At 68.3% G+C, this 16,410-nt stretch carries 15 protein-coding genes; 9 read left to right on the forward strand and 6 right to left on the reverse strand.

The genetic code is table 11. The annotated features are described in order from the left end of the window. Positions 1–219 precede the first annotated feature (219 nt). The 5 genes from eutB (at position 220) to AC3B6A_RS00105 (ending at position 5,094) form a co-directional block, all read left to right on the forward strand. Positions 220–1,194 carry a hydroxyectoine utilization dehydratase EutB gene (gene eutB / locus AC3B6A_RS00085; RefSeq protein ID WP_488400289.1) on the forward strand — a complete coding sequence of 325 codons (975 nt, stop codon included), beginning with the start codon at positions 220–222 and terminating at the stop codon, positions 1,192–1,194. Then, positions 1,187–2,179: a cyclodeaminase gene (locus AC3B6A_RS00090; RefSeq protein WP_488400290.1), complete on the forward strand. Its 993-nt coding sequence runs from the start codon at positions 1,187–1,189 to the stop codon at positions 2,177–2,179. Before eutB ends, AC3B6A_RS00090 begins: the two co-directional genes overlap by 8 nt. Before the next feature lie 187 nt (positions 2,180–2,366). Further along, entirely contained in the window at positions 2,367–3,557 is a 1,191-nt protein-coding gene (gene doeA, locus AC3B6A_RS00095) for an ectoine hydrolase DoeA (protein WP_488400291.1), read from the forward strand. 4 nt (positions 3,558–3,561) lie between these two features. Further along, positions 3,562–4,578 carry a N(2)-acetyl-L-2,4-diaminobutanoate deacetylase DoeB gene (gene doeB, locus AC3B6A_RS00100; protein WP_488400292.1) on the forward strand — a complete coding sequence of 339 codons (1,017 nt, stop codon included), beginning with the start codon at positions 3,562–3,564 and terminating at the stop codon, positions 4,576–4,578. A gap of 27 nt (positions 4,579–4,605) precedes the next feature. Next, entirely contained in the window at positions 4,606–5,094 is a 489-nt protein-coding gene (locus AC3B6A_RS00105) for an Lrp/AsnC family transcriptional regulator (RefSeq protein WP_488400293.1), read from the forward strand. 12 nt (positions 5,095–5,106) lie between these two features. Here AC3B6A_RS00105 and AC3B6A_RS00110 read toward each other — a convergent pair whose 3' ends face one another. Continuing rightward, positions 5,107–6,051, reverse strand: coding sequence for an IS110 family transposase (locus tag AC3B6A_RS00110; protein WP_488400294.1), 945 nt, complete (start codon positions 6,049–6,051; stop codon positions 5,107–5,109). A gap of 532 nt (positions 6,052–6,583) precedes the next feature. Between AC3B6A_RS00110 and AC3B6A_RS00115 the strand changes: the two genes are divergently transcribed. From AC3B6A_RS00115 to AC3B6A_RS00125, 3 genes are all read left to right on the forward strand, one after another. After that, positions 6,584–7,234, forward strand: a complete 651-nt coding sequence (locus AC3B6A_RS00115) for a 7-cyano-7-deazaguanine/7-aminomethyl-7-deazaguanine transporter (protein WP_488400295.1) — start codon at positions 6,584–6,586, stop codon at positions 7,232–7,234. A gap of 133 nt (positions 7,235–7,367) precedes the next feature. Next, a complete protein-coding gene (locus tag AC3B6A_RS00120) occupies positions 7,368–8,825 on the forward strand; it encodes an NAD-dependent succinate-semialdehyde dehydrogenase (protein WP_488400296.1) in 1,458 nt (485 codons plus the stop codon). 18 nt (positions 8,826–8,843) lie between these two features. Next, positions 8,844–10,223, forward strand: a complete 1,380-nt coding sequence (locus AC3B6A_RS00125) for an aspartate aminotransferase family protein (RefSeq protein ID WP_488400297.1) — start codon at positions 8,844–8,846, stop codon at positions 10,221–10,223. A gap of 359 nt (positions 10,224–10,582) precedes the next feature. On the opposite strand, the gene AC3B6A_RS00130 is transcribed toward AC3B6A_RS00125, so the two are convergent. The 5 genes from AC3B6A_RS00130 to def all read right to left on the reverse strand — a co-directional run bounded on the left by AC3B6A_RS00130 (position 10,583) and on the right by def (position 15,162). Continuing rightward, the gene (locus AC3B6A_RS00130; protein WP_488400298.1) at positions 10,583–10,903 is read right to left on the reverse strand and encodes a tetratricopeptide repeat protein; all 321 of its coding nucleotides are present in this window, start codon (positions 10,901–10,903) and stop codon (positions 10,583–10,585) included. Between the two features lie 13 nt (positions 10,904–10,916). Beyond that, positions 10,917–12,290 carry a Trk system potassium transporter TrkA gene (gene trkA / locus AC3B6A_RS00135; RefSeq protein WP_488400299.1) on the reverse strand — a complete coding sequence of 458 codons (1,374 nt, stop codon included), beginning with the start codon at positions 12,288–12,290 and terminating at the stop codon, positions 10,917–10,919. Between the two features lie 42 nt (positions 12,291–12,332). Beyond that, the gene (gene rsmB / locus AC3B6A_RS00140; RefSeq protein WP_488400300.1) at positions 12,333–13,643 is read right to left on the reverse strand and encodes a 16S rRNA (cytosine(967)-C(5))-methyltransferase RsmB; all 1,311 of its coding nucleotides are present in this window, start codon (positions 13,641–13,643) and stop codon (positions 12,333–12,335) included. Continuing rightward, a complete protein-coding gene (gene fmt / locus AC3B6A_RS00145; protein WP_488400301.1) occupies positions 13,640–14,584 on the reverse strand; it encodes a methionyl-tRNA formyltransferase in 945 nt (314 codons plus the stop codon). The genes rsmB and fmt overlap by 4 nt, the downstream gene beginning before the upstream one ends. 71 nt (positions 14,585–14,655) lie before the next feature. Further along, a complete protein-coding gene (gene def / locus AC3B6A_RS00150; protein ID WP_488400302.1) occupies positions 14,656–15,162 on the reverse strand; it encodes a peptide deformylase in 507 nt (168 codons plus the stop codon). Between the two features lie 137 nt (positions 15,163–15,299). On the opposite strand from def, the gene AC3B6A_RS00155 reads away from it, so the two are divergent. Then, entirely contained in the window at positions 15,300–16,325 is a 1,026-nt protein-coding gene (locus AC3B6A_RS00155; RefSeq protein WP_488400303.1) for a LysM peptidoglycan-binding domain-containing protein, read from the forward strand. The last annotated feature ends 85 nt before the right edge of the window (positions 16,326–16,410 follow it).

Genomic DNA, 16,410 nt, shown 5'->3' on the forward strand with positions numbered 1-16,410 from the left:
TTCCCGGCAGCTCCGGTGCCATGCGGTTCGCGAGCAAGCTCGCTCCTACAGGAATCCCGCGCGATCCATAACCCCTGTAGGAGCGGACCTTGTCCGCGATTTCGCCGCGCAGGAGCATCGGGGACAGAGTCCCCCCTGCAAACAACATCGTCCTAGTACATTCATCGCGACAATTTCCCGCCCCTACACTCGGCCTCAACTGCATACCCGGAGGCCGAGATGGACCCGATTCCCCTCGTCGAGCTGTACCGCGCACGCCAGCGCATCCAGGGCCTGGTGCGGACCACGCCGATGGAACATTCGCCCAGCCTGTCCAACCTGCTCGGCGCGCCGGTGTACCTCAAGCTCGAATCGCAGCAGATCACCGGCAGCTTCAAGCTGCGCGGCGCGAGCAACGCGATTGCCCAGCTCGGTGACGAGCAGAAGGCCAAGGGCGTGGTCGCCGCCTCCACCGGCAATCACGGCCGCGCGCTGGCCCATGCCGCCCGCGTGCTCGGCGTGCCGGCGACCATCTGCCTGTCGCAGTTGGTGCCGGCGAACAAGGTCCGGGCGATCCGCGAACTCGGCGCCGAAGTGCGCATCGTCGGCAACAGCCAGGACGACGCCCAGGCCGAGGCCGAACGCATCGCCCGCGAGCAGGGCGCGGCGCTGCTGCCGCCCTTCGACCACCCGCAGATCATCGCCGGCCAGGGCACCCTCGGCCTGGAAATCCTCGAACAGCTGCCGGACGTGCGCCAGGTGCTGGTGCCGCTCTCCGGCGGCGGCCTGTTCGGCGGCGTGGCGCTGGCGCTCAAGCACGCCGACCGGGACATCCGCGTCCACGGCATCAGCATGCGCCGCGGCGGCGCCATGGCCGCCAGCCTCGCCGCCGGCCACCCGGTGGAAGTCGAGGAGCTGCCGACCCTGGCCGACTCCCTCGGCGGCGGCATCGGCCTGGACAACCGCTACACCTTCGCCCTGGCCCGCGACTACTGCGACCAGGTGCATCTGCTCGACGAAGACTCCATCGCCGCCGGCATCCGCCACGCCTACCGCGAGGAGCGGCAGGTGGTGGAAGGCGCCGCCGCGGTCGGCATCGCCGCGCTGCTGGACGGCCTGATCGCCCCGGTCGGCCCGGTGGTGGTGGTCGTCAGCGGCCGCAACATCGCCATCGAACAACACCAGCAAATCCTCGAGGAAACCGCCCATGGCTGACGTCACCCTGCTCAGCGAAGCCGACCTGCGCGCCTGCGTGGCGCTCGATCGGGAAAGCCTCGACGCCGTCGAGCACGCCTTCCGCCTGCTCGCCACCGCGCCGGTGGCGATGCCGCCGATCCTTCGCCTGGACGTGCCCGAGCACAACGGCGAAGTGGACGTGAAGACCGCCTACCTGCCCGGCCTGCCGCGCTTCGCCATCAAGGTCAGCCCGGGGTTCTTCGACAACCCCAAGCTCGGCCTGCCCAGCCTCAACGGCATGATGATGCTGTTCTCCTCGCGCACCGGCCTGCTCGACGCGCTGCTGCTGGACAACGGCTACCTCACCGCCGTGCGCACCGCCTGCGCCGGCGCGGTGGCGGCCAAGTGGCTGGCCCGCGAGGATTCGCGCCAGGTCGCGCTGATCGGCGCCGGCGAACAGGCGCGCCTGCAGCTCAAGGCGCTGTGCCTGGTGCGGCCCATCGAAGCCGCCAGCGTCTGGGCGCGGGACATCGACAAGGCCCGGCAGTGCGCGGATGAGCTGAGCACCGGCCTGGGCATCCCGGTGACCGCCTGCGCCAGCATCGACGAAGCGCTGGAAGGCGCCGACATCGCCATCACCACCACGCCCAGCCGCGAGCCGCTGATCCAGAAGAAGCACCTGCGCCCCGGCCTGCACATCACCGCCATGGGCTCGGACGCCGAGCACAAGAACGAGATCGCCGCCGACGCCCTGGCCGCGGTGGACCGCTACGTCGCCGACCGCCTCAGCCAGACCCTGGTGCTGGGCGAACTGCACCACGCGGTGGAGGCCGGCAACGTTCCCATCGATGCCGACTTCGCCGAGCTCGGCCAGGTCATCGCCGGGCAGCGCGAGGGCCGCCGCCGGGCCGAGGACATCACCCTCTGCGACCTCACCGGCACCGGCGCGCAGGACACCGCCATCGCCGGGCTGGCCTTCCAGCGCGCGCAGCGGATGGGCAAGGGATTCACCTTCCACAGCTGAAGGAGCGCACCGTCTCCGGCCTCCAACGGTGCGGGAAAACACCGCTCGTAGGATGGCGTGGAGCGAAGCGATACCCATCGATGGCCATGCAGGCAGCGCTGATGGGTATCGCAAGCTCCACCCATCCTACGGGGACACCGAAGGTATTCGCGGTCCAGAACCAGACACCCAGAAAGAGGATTTCCGCATGTCCGAAATCGTCGTCAACCTCCCCTTCAGCCGGGAGGAATATGCCCAGCGGATCGCCAAGGTCCGCGCCAGCATGCTTGAGCGCGGCATCGAGCTGCTGCTGGTCACCGATCCGTCGAACATGGCCTGGCTCACCGGCTACGACGGCTGGTCCTTCTACGTGCACCAGTGCGTGCTGCTGGCGCTGGACGGCGAGCCGGTCTGGTTCGGCCGCGGCCAGGACGCCAACGGCGCGCGGCGCACCGTGTTCATGCAGGCGGACAACATCGTCGGCTACCCCGACCACTACGTGCAGTCCACCGAGCGCCACCCGATGGACTACCTGTCCCGCGAGGTCATCGCCGCGCGCGGCTGGGCGGGCAAGACCATCGGCGTGGAGATGGACAACTACTACTTCAGCGCCGCCGCCTTCCGCTCGCTGCAGGCCAACCTGGCGAACGCGAAATTCGTCGACGCCACCGCCCTGGTGAACTGGCAGCGCGCGGTGAAATCGCCGCGCGAGATCGACTACATGCGCGTTGCCGCGCGCATCGTCGAGAGGATGCACGCGCACATCGTCGAACGCATCGAACCGGGCATGCGCAAGAACGAGCTGGTCGCCGAGATCTACAGCACCGGCATCCTCGGCGCCGACGGCCACGGCGGCGACTACCCGGCCATCGTCCCGCTGCTGCCCACCGGCGCCGACGCCAGCGCGCCGCACCTGACCTGGGACGACACGCCCTTCGAGCGCGGCGCCGGCACCTTCTTCGAGATCGCCGGCTGCTACAAGCGCTACCACTGCCCGCTGTCGCGCACCGTGTTCCTCGGCAAGCCGCCGCAGCATTTCCTCGACGCGGAAAAGGCCGTGGTCGAAGGCATCGCCGCCGGCCTGGATGCGGCCAGGCCCGGCAACACCACCGGCGACATCGCCCGCGCCTTCTTCGGCGTGCTGGAGAAGTTCGGCATCCACAAGGACAGCCGCTGCGGCTACCCCATCGGCATCAGCTACCCGCCGGACTGGGGCGAACGCACCATGAGCCTGCGCCCGAGCGACAACAGCGTGCTCGAACCGGGCATGACCTTCCACTTCATGCCCGGCCTGTGGATGGACGACTGGGGCCTGGAGATCACCGAAAGCATCCTCATCACCGAGCGCGGCGTGGAGACCCTCTGCGACTACCCGCGCCAGCTGTTCGTGAAGGAGTGAGCCGATGACACAGCTTCGAGACAATCCATTACGTGAAAGCCCGGTTTCCGCCAGCGTCGACTTCCAGCGCGACGGCGTGCAGCACGGTCACCTCAAGCTGCCCTACTCGCGGGACGACTCGGCCTGGGGCGCGGTGATGATCCCGGTGTGCGTGGTGAAGAACGGCGACGGCCCCACCGCGCTGCTCACCGGCGGCAACCACGGCGACGAATACGAAGGCCCGGTGGCGCTCAGCCGCCTGGCCCAGGAGCTGCGCGCCGAAGAAGTGCGCGGCCGGGTGATCATCGTGCCGTTCATGAACACCCCGGCGTTCCTCGCCGGCAAGCGCACCTCGCCGATCGACGCCGGCAACCTCAACCGCAGCTTCCCCGGCCGTCCGGACGGCACGGTGACGCAGAAGATCGCCGACTACTTCCAGCGCACCCTGCTGCCGCTGGCGGACGTGGTGCTGGATATCCACTCCGGCGGCCGCACCCTCGACTTCCTGCCCTTCGCCGCCTGCCACGTGCTGCCGGACAAGGCCCAGCAGCAGGCCAGCGAGGCGCTGATGCGCGCCTTCGCCGCGCCCTACTCCATGCGCATGCTGGAGCTGGACGCGGTGGGCATGTACGACACCGCCGCCGAGGAGCAGGGCAAGCTGTTCGTCACCACCGAACTGGGCGGCGGCGGCAGCAGCAGCGCGCGCAGCGTGGCCATCGCCCGGCGCGGCGTGCGCAACGTGCTGGTGCAGACCGGCATCCTGCGCGGCGAGGTCGAGCCGGCGGAGTCGGTGCTGCTCGACATGCCCGACGGCGATTGTTTCGTCGCCAGCGAACACAGCGGGCTGCTGGAAATGTGCCGCGACCTGGGCGAGCGGGTCGAACGCGGCGAGGTGCTGGCGCGGGTACACGACGTGCTGCGCACCGGCGCCGCGCCGGTGGAGTACTGCGCCAAGCGCGGCGGCGTCGTCGCCGCGCGGCACTTCCCCGGCCTGGTGCAGAGCGGCGACACCCTCGTGGTGGTGGCCGAGGTGGTGGACTGAGCGCCGCGCGCGGCGCGGGAGAAGCCGATGATCAAGCTCGACCGCTATGACCTGAAGATCCTGCGCATCCTCGCCGGCGACGGGCGCATCACCAAGTCGAGCCTGGCCGAGGCGATCAACCTCTCGGTCAGCCCGGCCTGGGAGCGCGTGCGCAAGCTGGAGGAGTCCGGGCTGATCAAGGGCTACCGCGCGCAGATCGACTGGCCGGCGCTGTTCAAGCAGCAGCAGGTGCTGGTGGAAATCACCCTGGCGCGCCACACCGCGCAGGACATGCGGCGCTTCGAGCAGCGCCTGCAGCAGGCGCCGGAGGTGGGCTTCTGCTACGCCACCGGCGGCGGGGTGGACTACATCGCGATGCTCCAGGCCCGCGACATCGACCACTACCAGCGCTTCATCGACCAGCTGCTGCTGGAGGACCTGGGCATCGAGCGGTATTTCACCTACATCGTCACCAAGGTGATCAAGACGCAGGATGCGGCGATTCCCGCCGAGGCGCTGGAGCCCGGCTCTGCGTAGGAGATTCTATGTCTACCCCGCCGTATCACTCGCAGGTCGGTACGGCTGTTGGGTGGTCATCAGGGCAAAGGAGATTCTCGCCAGCTTGCGTGCAAGGATGGTCAGCGCCTGGGTTTTCTTCAGTCCCCGCGCCAGGTAGCTCTGGTAGAGATCGCGCCAGCGGTGGGTCCGGGCAGCGGACATCGCGGCGTTGTGCAGCAGGCGCCGCACTTCGGGGCTCCCTTGCTTGGTCAGCTTGCGCTGGCCGCAATAGCGGCCCGACTCCTTGACCCGCACATCCAGTCCCAGAAACGCGATGAATGCATCACCGTTGCGAAAGCTGCCGCGCAGAAAGGCCATGTTCAGGGCCGCCGCGGTCAATGGGCCAATACCCTCGATGGCCTGGCAGCGTTGGCTCTGCTCGCCCAGGCCGGCGTCGTGCAGGGCAGCCTGAATGAGCTTCTCCAGACGCAGCTCCAGCACCGCCATGCGCTGCAGGACCGGTTTGAGTACTCTCTTGAGCTCGCCATCCTGGGCAAAGCCCTGCCGCAGGGCCGTCGCGCTGCGAACCAGGAGGCTGCGGCGGTGCAGCAGGGTCTGCAGGCGGGTGTAGGTCTTGCTGGGCGGCTGCCAGGGCTCAAGCTGCGCGTGCTCGTGAGCCAAATAGCGGGCCAGGAGTTGGGCATCGCTGCGATCATCCTTGTTACGACCGCCTATCCCCTTGCGGTAGTTGCTCAAGCGATAGCCGTTGATGAGGTAGACCCGGTGCCCCTTGGCATACGCCAGGGTCGCTGCCGCCACGTGATAGGTGCCAGTGGCTTCGATGGCGATGGCGCAGCCGGCGGGCAGCTCCTTGAGCCAAGCCTTGATCGCGCGGACCTCGTTGGGCAACTCGCTGACTTCGCCTGAATGGGCATGGCAGAGACTCAGCGAGTCCTTGCCAACATCGATGCCGATAACGGGGACCTGGCTTGTCATGGCGTACTCCGACGGGGAAGATGGAACAACCTGTCGGGGCTCACATCAGCGCAGGCTTGCCGGTATTGTCGGTCTGAGCTGCTACTCAGTTTCCGATGGATTCCTTATCGGCGCTTGGCGTGAGCACGTGGGTGGGAGAAGTCTCCTACCGTCTGGTTTGCAGAAGCGAGCTTGGTCCCTCCACCCCCGACAGGTTCCTACCCTACGCCATACAAGCGAGCTTGCTCGCGAACCCGCCCGGCACCGATGCCGCCGGGGACTTTGTTCGCGAGCAGCGACTAGGCGTCCCCCTCGGTCCTACAGTCCCGTACCTGTCCCCCTCGTAGGAGCGGATCTTGTCCGCGATCCGGCCGACAGGCCGGTGCCGTGCGATTCGCGGACAAGGTCCGCTCCTACACAAGCGTGCGCTCGCAGCTGAACAAAAAACGTCCAATAAAATCTGACTTACAGGTCCGGATCGGATAGAATGCGCGCCGCTCGGCACGGTGCCGGGCATGGGTTCCCTCACCCCATCGACGAAAAAGGCCCAAGCATGTCGGCGTACATTCCGGCGGCAAGGCGCGGCGCATTGGCCGGCCTGGTCGCGTTCCACATCCTGATCATCATCGCCAGCAACTACCTGGTGCAGCTGCCCATGACCCTGTTCGGCTGGCACACCACCTGGGGCGCGTTCAGTTTCCCGTTCATCTTCCTGGCCACCGACCTCACCGTCCGCCTGCTCGGCAAGAGCCCGGCGCGGCGGGTCATCGCGCGGGTGATGGTGCCGGCGCTGCTGGCGTCCTACGTCGTCTCGGTGATCTTCCAGGAAGGCGCCTTCCGCGGCTTCGCCGCCCTGGGCGAGTTCAACACCTTCGTCGCGCGGATCTCCGTGGCCAGCTTCCTCGCCTACGTGTTCGGGCAGATCCTCGACATCCAGGTCTTCGACCGCCTGCGCCGCCTGCGCCAGTGGTGGATCGCCCCGGTGGTCTCGACCCTGTTCGGCAACCTGCTGGACACCTTCACCTTCTTCTCCATCGCCTTCTGGCACAGCGACAACGCCTTCATGGCCGAGCACTGGGTGGAGATCGCCTGGGTCGACTACGGGGTGAAGCTGGCGGTGATGCTGATGCTCTTCGTACCGCTCTACGGCATGCTGCTCAGCGCCATCACCCGTAATTTGCGCCAGCAGACCGCCGCAGCCTAAGGCCACCCGAAAAAGCCCAACAGCGGCGGCAAAACTGCGAAAAGATTTGCCGCCGCCATCCCCCGCTTAGGAAAAAACCGCGCGCCCCCGGCCCCTAGCATGGACTCATGCAAATCGCCCGGGAGACGCCGCCATGTCCTTTGCCCATCCCCTGCTGTTCAAGTCCCTCTGCTATGTGAACGGCCACTGGCTGCACAGCGCCAGCGGCGCCAGCATCGCCGTGGAAAACCCCGCCACCCGCGAAGCCATCGGCCACGTGCCGCTGCTTGACCGCGAGCAGATCGTCGGCGCGGTGGATGCCGCCGCCGCCGCCTTCCCGGCCTGGCGCGCCCGCACGCTGGATGAGCGTGGCGCCCTGCTGCGGCGCTGGGCCGAACTGATCCGCCAGCACCGCGAGGATCTCGCGCAGATCCTCAGCCTGGAACAGGGCAAGCCGCTGGCCGAATCCCTCGGCGAGATCGACTACGCCACCAGCTTCATCCCCTGGTTCGCCGAGGAAGCGCGCCGCCTGAACGGCCGCAACATCCCCAGCCACATCCCCGGCGCGCACCTGGGCACGGTGGTCGAACCGGTCGGCGTCGCCGCGCTGCTGACGCCGTGGAACTTCCCCTCGGCGATGATCACCCGCAAGGCCGCCGCCGCACTGGCCGCCGGCTGCACGGTGATCGTCAAGCCGGCCCACGAAACGCCCTACTCCGCCTTCGCCCTGGCCCAGCTGGCCGAGGAAGCCGGGTTCCCCGCCGGCGTGTTCAACGTGGTGCTGGGCGAGCCGCAGATGGCCATGGAAACCCTGGTCGGCGACCACCGCGTGCGCGCCGTGAGCTTCACCGGCTCGACCCGCGTGGGCAAACTGGTGCTGCAGGCCGCCGCGCAGGACGTGAAGAAGGTCGCCCTGGAGCTGGGCGGCAACGCGCCCTTCATCGTGCTGCCCGACGCCGATCTGGAGCAGGCGGTGAAGTTCGCCATCGACGCCAAGTTCCAGACCTCCGGGCAGGACTGCTGCGCGGCCAACCGCATCCTGGTCGCCCGCGAACTCTACGAACCCTTCCTGCAGCGCTTCGCCCGCGCCGTGCGCGAGTTGCGCGTCGGCCCGGCCAGCGACTCGCGCAGCCAGATCGGCCCGCTGATGCACCAGGGCGCCTTCGACGTCACCTGCGAGCGCGTGCAGGACGCCATCGCCCAGGGCGCGCGCCTGCTCGCCGGCGGCGAACCGCATGCCCTCGGCGGCTGGTTCCACCAGCCCACCTTGCTGGCCGACGTCACCCCGCAGATGCGCATCTGGCGCGAGGAGAACTTCGCGCCGATCGCCGGGGTGAGCGCCTATGACGACCTGGACCAGGCCGTCCGGCTCGCCAACGACACCGAATACGGCCTGGCCGCCTATCTGTGCGGGCAGCGCCTGGACCACATCTGGCCGCTGATGCGGCGCCTGGAGTTCGCCATGGTCGCGGTCAACGGCGCCAAGTTCACCGGCCACCCCATCCCCTTCGGCGGCATGAAGGCTTCGGGCCTGGGCCGCGAGGGCGGCAGCGAGGGCTTCGAGCCCTTCGTCGAAACCAAGTACTTCTGCCTGCACCACGGGCAAATCTGAGCCAGCGAGGAATCCGACATGAGCGACTACGCCAAACTCTTCGAGCAGGACCGCGCGCACTTCATGCACCCGTCCACCCACGCCCACGACCACGCCAGCGGCGCGCTGCCGGGGCGGATCATCACCGGCGCGTCCGGCGTGCGCATCCGCGACCACCAGGGCCGCGAGCTGCTCGACGCCTTCGCCGGCCTGTACTGCGTGAACATCGGCTACGGCCGCACCGAGGTGGCCGACGCGATCCATGAACAGGCCAAGCAGCTGGCCTACTACCACACCTACGTCGGCCACGCCTCCGAGGCGATCATCGAGCTGTCCGCGCGGATCGTCCGCGACTGGGCGCCGGCGGGCATGAAAAAGGTCTACTACGGCCTCTCCGGCTCCGACGCCAACGAGACCCAGGTCAAGCTGGTGCGCTACTACAACAACGTGCTCGGCCGCCCGCAGAAGAAAAAGATCATCTCCCGCCAGCGTGGCTACCACGGCTCGGGCATCGTCACCGGCAGCCTCACCGGCCTGGCCAGCTTCCACCAGCATTTCGACCTGCCGGTGGAGGGCGTGAAGCACACCCTCTGCCCGCACTTCTACAAGGCCCCGGCGGGCATGGACGAGGCGGGCTTCGTCCGCCACTGCGCCCAGGAGCTGGAAAACCTGATCCTCGCCGAGGGCCCGGACACCGTCGCCGCCTTCATCGGCGAGCCGGTGATGGGCACCGGCGGCATCATCGTCCCGCCCAAGGGCTACTGGGAGGCGATCCAGGCGGTGCTGGCCAAGTACGACGTGCTGCTGATCGCCGACGAAGTGGTCTGCGCCTTCGGCCGCGTCGGCGACAGGATGGGCAGCCAGCGCTACGGCATGCGCCCGGACCTGATCACCACCGCCAAGGGCCTGACCAGCGCCTACGCGCCGCTGTCCGCGGTGATCGTCGGCGAAAAGGTATGGGACGTGATCGACAGCGCCTCCACCCGCGAGGGCGCCATGGGCCACGGCTGGACCTACTCCGGCCACCCGATCTGCGCGGCGGCGGCACTGGCCAACCTGGACATCCTCGAACGGGAAAACATCACCGCCAACGCGGCGGAGGTCGGCGGCTACCTCAACCAGCAGCTGCGCCAGACCTTCGAAGGCCACCCGCTGGTGGGCGAGGTGCGCGGCGACGGCATGCTGGCGGCGCTGGAGTTCATGGCCGACCGCGAGGCACGCACGCCTTTCGACCCGGCGCTGAAGGTCGGCCCGAAGGTCTCGGCGGCCTGCCTGGAGCGCGGCATGATCGCCCGCGCCATGCCCCACGGCGACATCCTCGGCTTCGCCCCGCCGCTGGTGCTGACCCGCGCCGAGGCGGACGAGATCGTCGGCATCGCCAAGGCGGCAGTGGATGCGGTGGCGGCGGAAGTCCTGTAACTGCTCTTCGTAGGAGCGAGCTTGCTCGCGAACGGATTTCCCGGCGGTTCCGGTGTTATGCCGTTCGCGAGCAAGCTCGCTCCTACAGGGTCGGCGCTCTCTCGTAGGAGCGGATTCATCCGCGATCCGGCCAGCAGGCCGGCAACCGAATGCATCGCGGACGGAGTCCGCTCCTACGAAACCCTCCGCCCCGGATTACCGGCAATAAAGCGGCAGAAGTCCTGTAACGCACGGACCGCTCTTCGTAGGAGCGGATCTTATCCGCGATCCGGCCGGCCGGCCGGCAACCAAAAGCATCGCGGACGGAGTCCGCTCCTACGAAACCCTTCGCTCAGGATTACTGGCAATAAAAAGGGCGCTTACGCGCCCTTTGCCTTGTCCAGCCTGCGCAGGAACACCGTCATCTCCTTCTCCGCCTGCTTGTCGCCGTGGGCCTGCGCGGCGGTCAGGCCGTCGGTCCAGGCGGCGCGGGCGCCGTCGAGGTCGCCGGCGGCCTGCAGCGCCTTGCCCAGCAGCTTCCAGGCGGCGGAATACTTCGGGTCCTGCTCCACGCAGCGGCGCAGGTGTTCGGCGGCCTTCGCGGCGTCACCGGCATCCAGGTAGCCCTTGCCCAGGCCGAAGCGCAGCAGCGGGTTGTCCACGCCCTTGGCGAGCATCTTTTCCAGGCCTTCGAGCATCACTTGCCCTCCTGTCTCAGAAGAACGTCAGACCGGCCTGGAACAGCCGCTCGACGTCGCGGATGCGTTTCTTGTCGACCACGAAGAGGATCACGTGGTCGCCGGCTTCGATCTGCGTCTCGCCGTGGGCGATCAGCACGTCGTCGTCGCGGATCACCGCGCCGATGGTGGTGCCCGGCGGCAGGTTCACCTCGCTGATCCGGCGGCCGATCACCTTGCTCGACTTGGCGTCGCCGTGGGCGACCACCTCGATGGCCTCGGCGGCGCCGCGGCGCAGCGAGTGCACGCTCTCGATGTCGCCGCGGCGCACGTGGGTCAGCAGGGTGCCGATGGTGGCCAGCTGCGGGCTGATGGCGATGTCGATCTCGCCGCCCTGCACCAGGTCGACGTAGGCGGGGTTGTTGATCAGCGTCATCACCTTGCGCGCGCCCAGGCGCTTGGCCAGCAGCGAGGACATGATGTTCGCCTCGTCATCGTTGGTCAGGGCGAGGAACAGGTCGGTGTCGCCGATGTTCTCCTCCAGCAGCAGGTCGCGGTCGGAGGCACTGCCCTGCAGCACGATGCTGCTGTCCAGGTGGTCGGAGAGGTGCCGGCAGCGGGCCGGGTTCATCTCGATGATCTTCACCTGGTAGCGGCTCTCGATGGCCTCGGCCAGGCGTTCGCCGATGTTGCCGCCGCCGGCGATGATGATCCGCTTGTAGCTGTCCTCCAGCCGGCGCATCTCGCCCATCACCGCGCGGATGTGGGCCTTGGCGGCGATGAAGAACACCTCGTCGTCGGCCTCGATCACCGTGTCGCCCTGGGGGATGATCGGCCGGTTGCGCCGGTAGATCGCCGCCACCCGGGTATCGGCGTTGGGCATGTGCTCGCGCAGCTGGCGCAGCTCCTGGCCCACCAGCGGGCCGCCGTAGTAGGCGCGGATGCCCACCAGCTGCGCCTTGCCCCCGGCGAAGTCGATCACCTGCAGCGAACCGGGGTATTCCACCAGGCGCTTGATGTAGTTGGTCACCACTTGCTCGGGGCTGATCAGCACGTCGACCGGGATCGCCTCGTTGTCGAACAGCCCGGCGCGGGTCAGGTAGGCCGCCTCGCGCACGCGGGCGATGCGCGTCGGGGTGTTGAACAGGGTGTAGGCGACCTGGCAGGCGACCATGTTCACCTCGTCGCTGTTGGTCACCGCCACCAGCATGTCGGCGTCGTCGGCGCCGGCCTGGCGCAGCACGGTGGGGAACGAGGCCTTGCCGTGGACGGTGCGGATGTCCAGGCGGTCGTTGAGGTCGCGCAGGCGTTCGCCGTCGGTGTCGACCACGGTGATGTCGTTGGCTTCGCTGGCGAGGTGCTCGGCCAGAGTGCCGCCCACCTGGCCGGCACCGAGGATGATGATCTTCATGACGCGGCGTGCTTTCCGTTTCTATCCGTGGGCCGGCGCGTGTTACTTCGCCGAAATCTTGATCAGCTTGGCATAGTAGAAGCCGTCGTGCCCGCCCTGCTGCGGCAGCAGCTGGCGGCCGTGGGGCTGCTTGACGCCCCAGGGACCGGGCAGGTCCAGCTCGCGGGCGCCGGGGGTGCGGGCGAGGAACGCGGCGATCTGCCCGCTGTTCTCCTGCGGCATCACCGAGCAGGTCGCGTAGACCAGCACGCCGCCCACTTCCAGGGTCGCCCACAGCGCGTCGAGCAGTTCGCCCTGCAGCTGCGCCAGCGCGGCGATATCGTCGGCGGTGCGGGTCAGCTTGATGTCCGGGTGGCGGCGGATCACCCCGGTGGCCGAGCACGGCGCGTCGAGCAGGATGCGCTGGAAGGCCTTGCCGTCCCACCATGTGGCGGTGTCGCGGGCGTCGGCGGCGATCAGCTCGGCGTTCAGCTGCCGGCGTTCGAGGTTCTCGCGCACGCGCACCAGGCGGCTTTCTTCCAGGTCCACGGCGACCACGCCGGCCAGCGCGGCTTCGGCCTCCATCAGGTGGCAGGTCTTGCCGCCGGGGGCGCAGCAGGCGTCCAGCACGCGTTGGCCGGGCGCCAGTTCCAGCAGGTCGGCGGCCAGCTGCGCTGCCTCGTCCTGCACGCTGATGCGGCCCTCGGCGAAGCCCGGCAGCTCGCGCACGTCGCACGGTTGCAGGAGCTGGATGCCGTCACGGCTGAATTCGCAGGGATTGGCCTCGAAACCGACGCGGCGCAGCTCTTCCAGGTAGGCGTCGCGGCTGCCGTGGCGGCGGTTCACCCGCAGGGTCATCGGCGGATGGGCGTTGTTGGCGGCGCAGATCGCTTCGAACTGTTCCGGCCAGGCTTGCTTGAGTGCCTTCTGCAGCCAGCGCGGGTGCGCCAGGCGCGCCGCCGGGTCGCGGTCGACCTCGGCCAGCAGCGTCTCGCCTTCGCGCTGGGCGCGGCGCAGCACGGCGTTGAGCAGGCCCTTGGCCCAGGGCTTCTTCAGCTTGTCCGCGCAGCCGACGGTCTCGCCGATGGCCGCGTGCGGCGGAATGCGGGTGTAGAGCAGCTGGTACAGGCCGACCAGCAGCAGCGCCTCGACATCGCGGTCGCCGGCCTTGAACGGCTTCTGCAGCAGGCGCGCGGCCAGCGCCGACAGCCGCGGCTGCCAGCGGGCGCTGCCGAAGGCCAGTTCCTGCACCAGGCCACGGTCGCGCGGCTCGACGTTTTCCAGCTGGGTCGGCAGCGAGCTGCCCAGCGAGGCGCGGCCGGCGAGCACGGCGGCCAGGGCGCGGGCCGCCGCCAGGCGGGGGTTGGTGCTCATGCGCCCAGCACCTGGCCGGTGGCGAACTGCTCGCGGCGGCTGTTGAACAGGTCGGCGAAGGCCAGCGGCTTGCCGCCGGGCAGCTGCAGGCGGGTCAGCAGCAGCGCGCCTTCGCCGCAGGCGACCAGCAGGCCGTCTCGGCTGGCGTCGAGAATCCGCCCCGGCTCGCCCGTGCCCTGCGCCGGCCTGGCGCCGAGGACCTTCAGCGCGGCGTCGCCGAGGCTGGTGTGGCAGACAGGCCAGGGCGTGAAGGCGCGGATGCGGCGCTCCAGCTCGTCGGCCGGGCGCGACCAGTCGATGCGTGCCTCTTCCTTGTTCAGCTTGTGCGCGTAGGTGGCCAGGGCGTCGTCCTGCACCTCGCCGTCCAGCGTGCCGGCGGCGAGGCCGGCGATGGCCTCGACCACGGCCTTCGGGCCCAGCTCGGCCAGGCGGTCGTGCAGACTGCCGCCGGTGTCCTCGGCGGAGATCGGCGTGGCGACCTTGAGCAGCATCGGCCCGGTGTCCAGGCCGGCTTCCATCCGCATCACGGTCACGCCGCTCTCGGCGTCGCCGGCTTCCACCGCGCGCTGGATCGGCGCGGCGCCGCGCCAGCGCGGCAGCAGCGAGGCGTGGCTGTTGATGCAGCCCAGGCGCGGGATGTCGAGCACCACCTGCGGCAGGATCAGGCCGTAGGCCACCACCACCATCAGGTCCGGCTTGAGCGCGGCCAGTTCTGCCTGGGCGGCCGCATCGCGCAGGGTCGGCGGCTGCAGTACCGGCAGGCCGTGCTCCACGGCGAGCTGCTTGACCGGGCTGGGCATCAGCTTCTGGCCGCGGCCGGCCGGGCGGTCCGGCTGGGTGTAGACGGCCACCAGCTGGTGGGGGCCGTCCAGCAGGGCCTTGAGGTGCTCGGCGGCGAATTCCGGGGTGCCGGCGAAGACGATGCGCAGTCTCTGACTCATATCGGGCTCACTGAAAGCTCTCTATGAAAGAGCTGGGAGGGGGCTTGCCGGGGCAAGCCTTTGGGGATGGGTCACGCGTGTTGCCGGTGCTGTTTTTCCAGCTTCTTGCGAATGCGGTCGCGCTTGAGGTTGGACAGGTAGTCGACGAACAGCTTGCCGTTCAGGTGATCGCACTCGTGCTGGATGCACACGGCGAGCAGGTCCTCGGCGATTTCCTCGAAGGCCTTGCCGTCGCGGTCCAGCGAGCGGATGCGCACGCGCAGCGGGCGGTCCACGTTCTCGTAGAAGCCGGGAACCGACAGGCAGCCTTCCTGGTAGGGGCCTTTTTCCTCGGTCAGCTCTTCCAGCTCAGGGTTGATGAACACGCGCGGCTCGGACTTGTCCTCGGACAGGTCCATCACGATGATCCGCAGGTGCACGTTCACCTGAGTGGCGGCCAGGCCGATGCCGGGGGCCTCGTACATGGTCTCGAACATGTCGTCGATCAGCTGGCGGATGCCATCGTCGACCTCCGCGACCGGCTTGGCGATCGTGCGCAGGCGCGGATCGGGGAATTCGAGAATGTTCAGAATGGCCATATACGTTTGTGATGCACTTGTGGAATAAAGTCAAAATCGACTGCTAATATGCTGAGCAGCATCGAAAAACGGCTGGAAAGCGCGGTAGGGGCGGCTTCCAGGCGTTTCATGTGTCACATAATAAAGGGATTCACCGCATGAGGAAAACACTACTCGCCCTGCTGCTGCTGGCCGCAGGCGGGGTGGCACAGGCTGCTGTACAGCTCAAGGAAGGCCATCCGGACCGCTATACCGTAGTGAAGGGCGATACCCTCTGGGACATCTCCGGCAAGTTCCTCAGCAAGCCGTGGAAGTGGCCGGAAATCTGGCAGGTGAATCCGCAGATCCAGAACCCGCACCTGATCTACCCGGGTGACGTGCTGAGTCTTACGTACATCGACGGCCAGCCGCGCCTGGTGCTCAACCGCGGCGAATCGCGCGGCACCATCAAGCTGTCGCCGCGGGTGCGCAGCACCCCGATCGCCGAAGCGATCCCGACCATTCCGCTGGACAAGATCAACGCCTTCCTGCTGTCCAACCGCATCGTCAACAGCGCCGAAGACTTCAGCAACGCGCCCTACGTGGTCGCCGGCGACGCCGAGCGCGTGATCAGCGGCGCCGGTGACCGCGCCTACGCCCGCGGCGGTTCGCTGACCGAAGAGGGCAGCTACGGCATCTTCCGCCAGGGCAAGGTCTACACCGATACGACCACCAACGAGGTGCTCGGCATCGATGCCATGGACGTCGGCGGCGCCAACGTCACCGCGCAGGAAGGCGACGTCGCCACCCTCCAGCTGACCCGCACCACCCAGGAAGTGCGCCCCGGCGACCGCCTGTTCCCCACCGAGGAACGCGCCGTCACCTCGACCTTCATGCCCAGCGAGCCGTCCAGCCAGATCAAGGGCTCGATCATCGACGTACCGCGCGGTGTGACCCAGATCGGCAAGTTCGACGTGGTGACCATCGACAAGGGCGCCCGCGACGGCCTGGCCGAAGGCAACGTGCTGGCGATCTACAAGCTGGGCGAAACCGTGCGTGACCGCGTGACCGACGAACTGGTGAAGATCCCCGACGAGCGCTCCGGCCTGGTGATGATCTTCCGCACCTACGACCGCCTGAGCTATGGCCTGGTGCTGACCGCCAGCCGCTCGCTGGAAGTGAGCGACCGGGTACAGAACCCCTGAGTTCGCCCCTGGCTCGAAGAAAACCCCGCCTCGGCGGGGTTTTTTATGGGCGCGTTTCGGAAGGGTCCGACAGCGGCGGCGCTCC

The organism is Pseudomonas sp. B12(2026), from assembly GCF_057767015.1.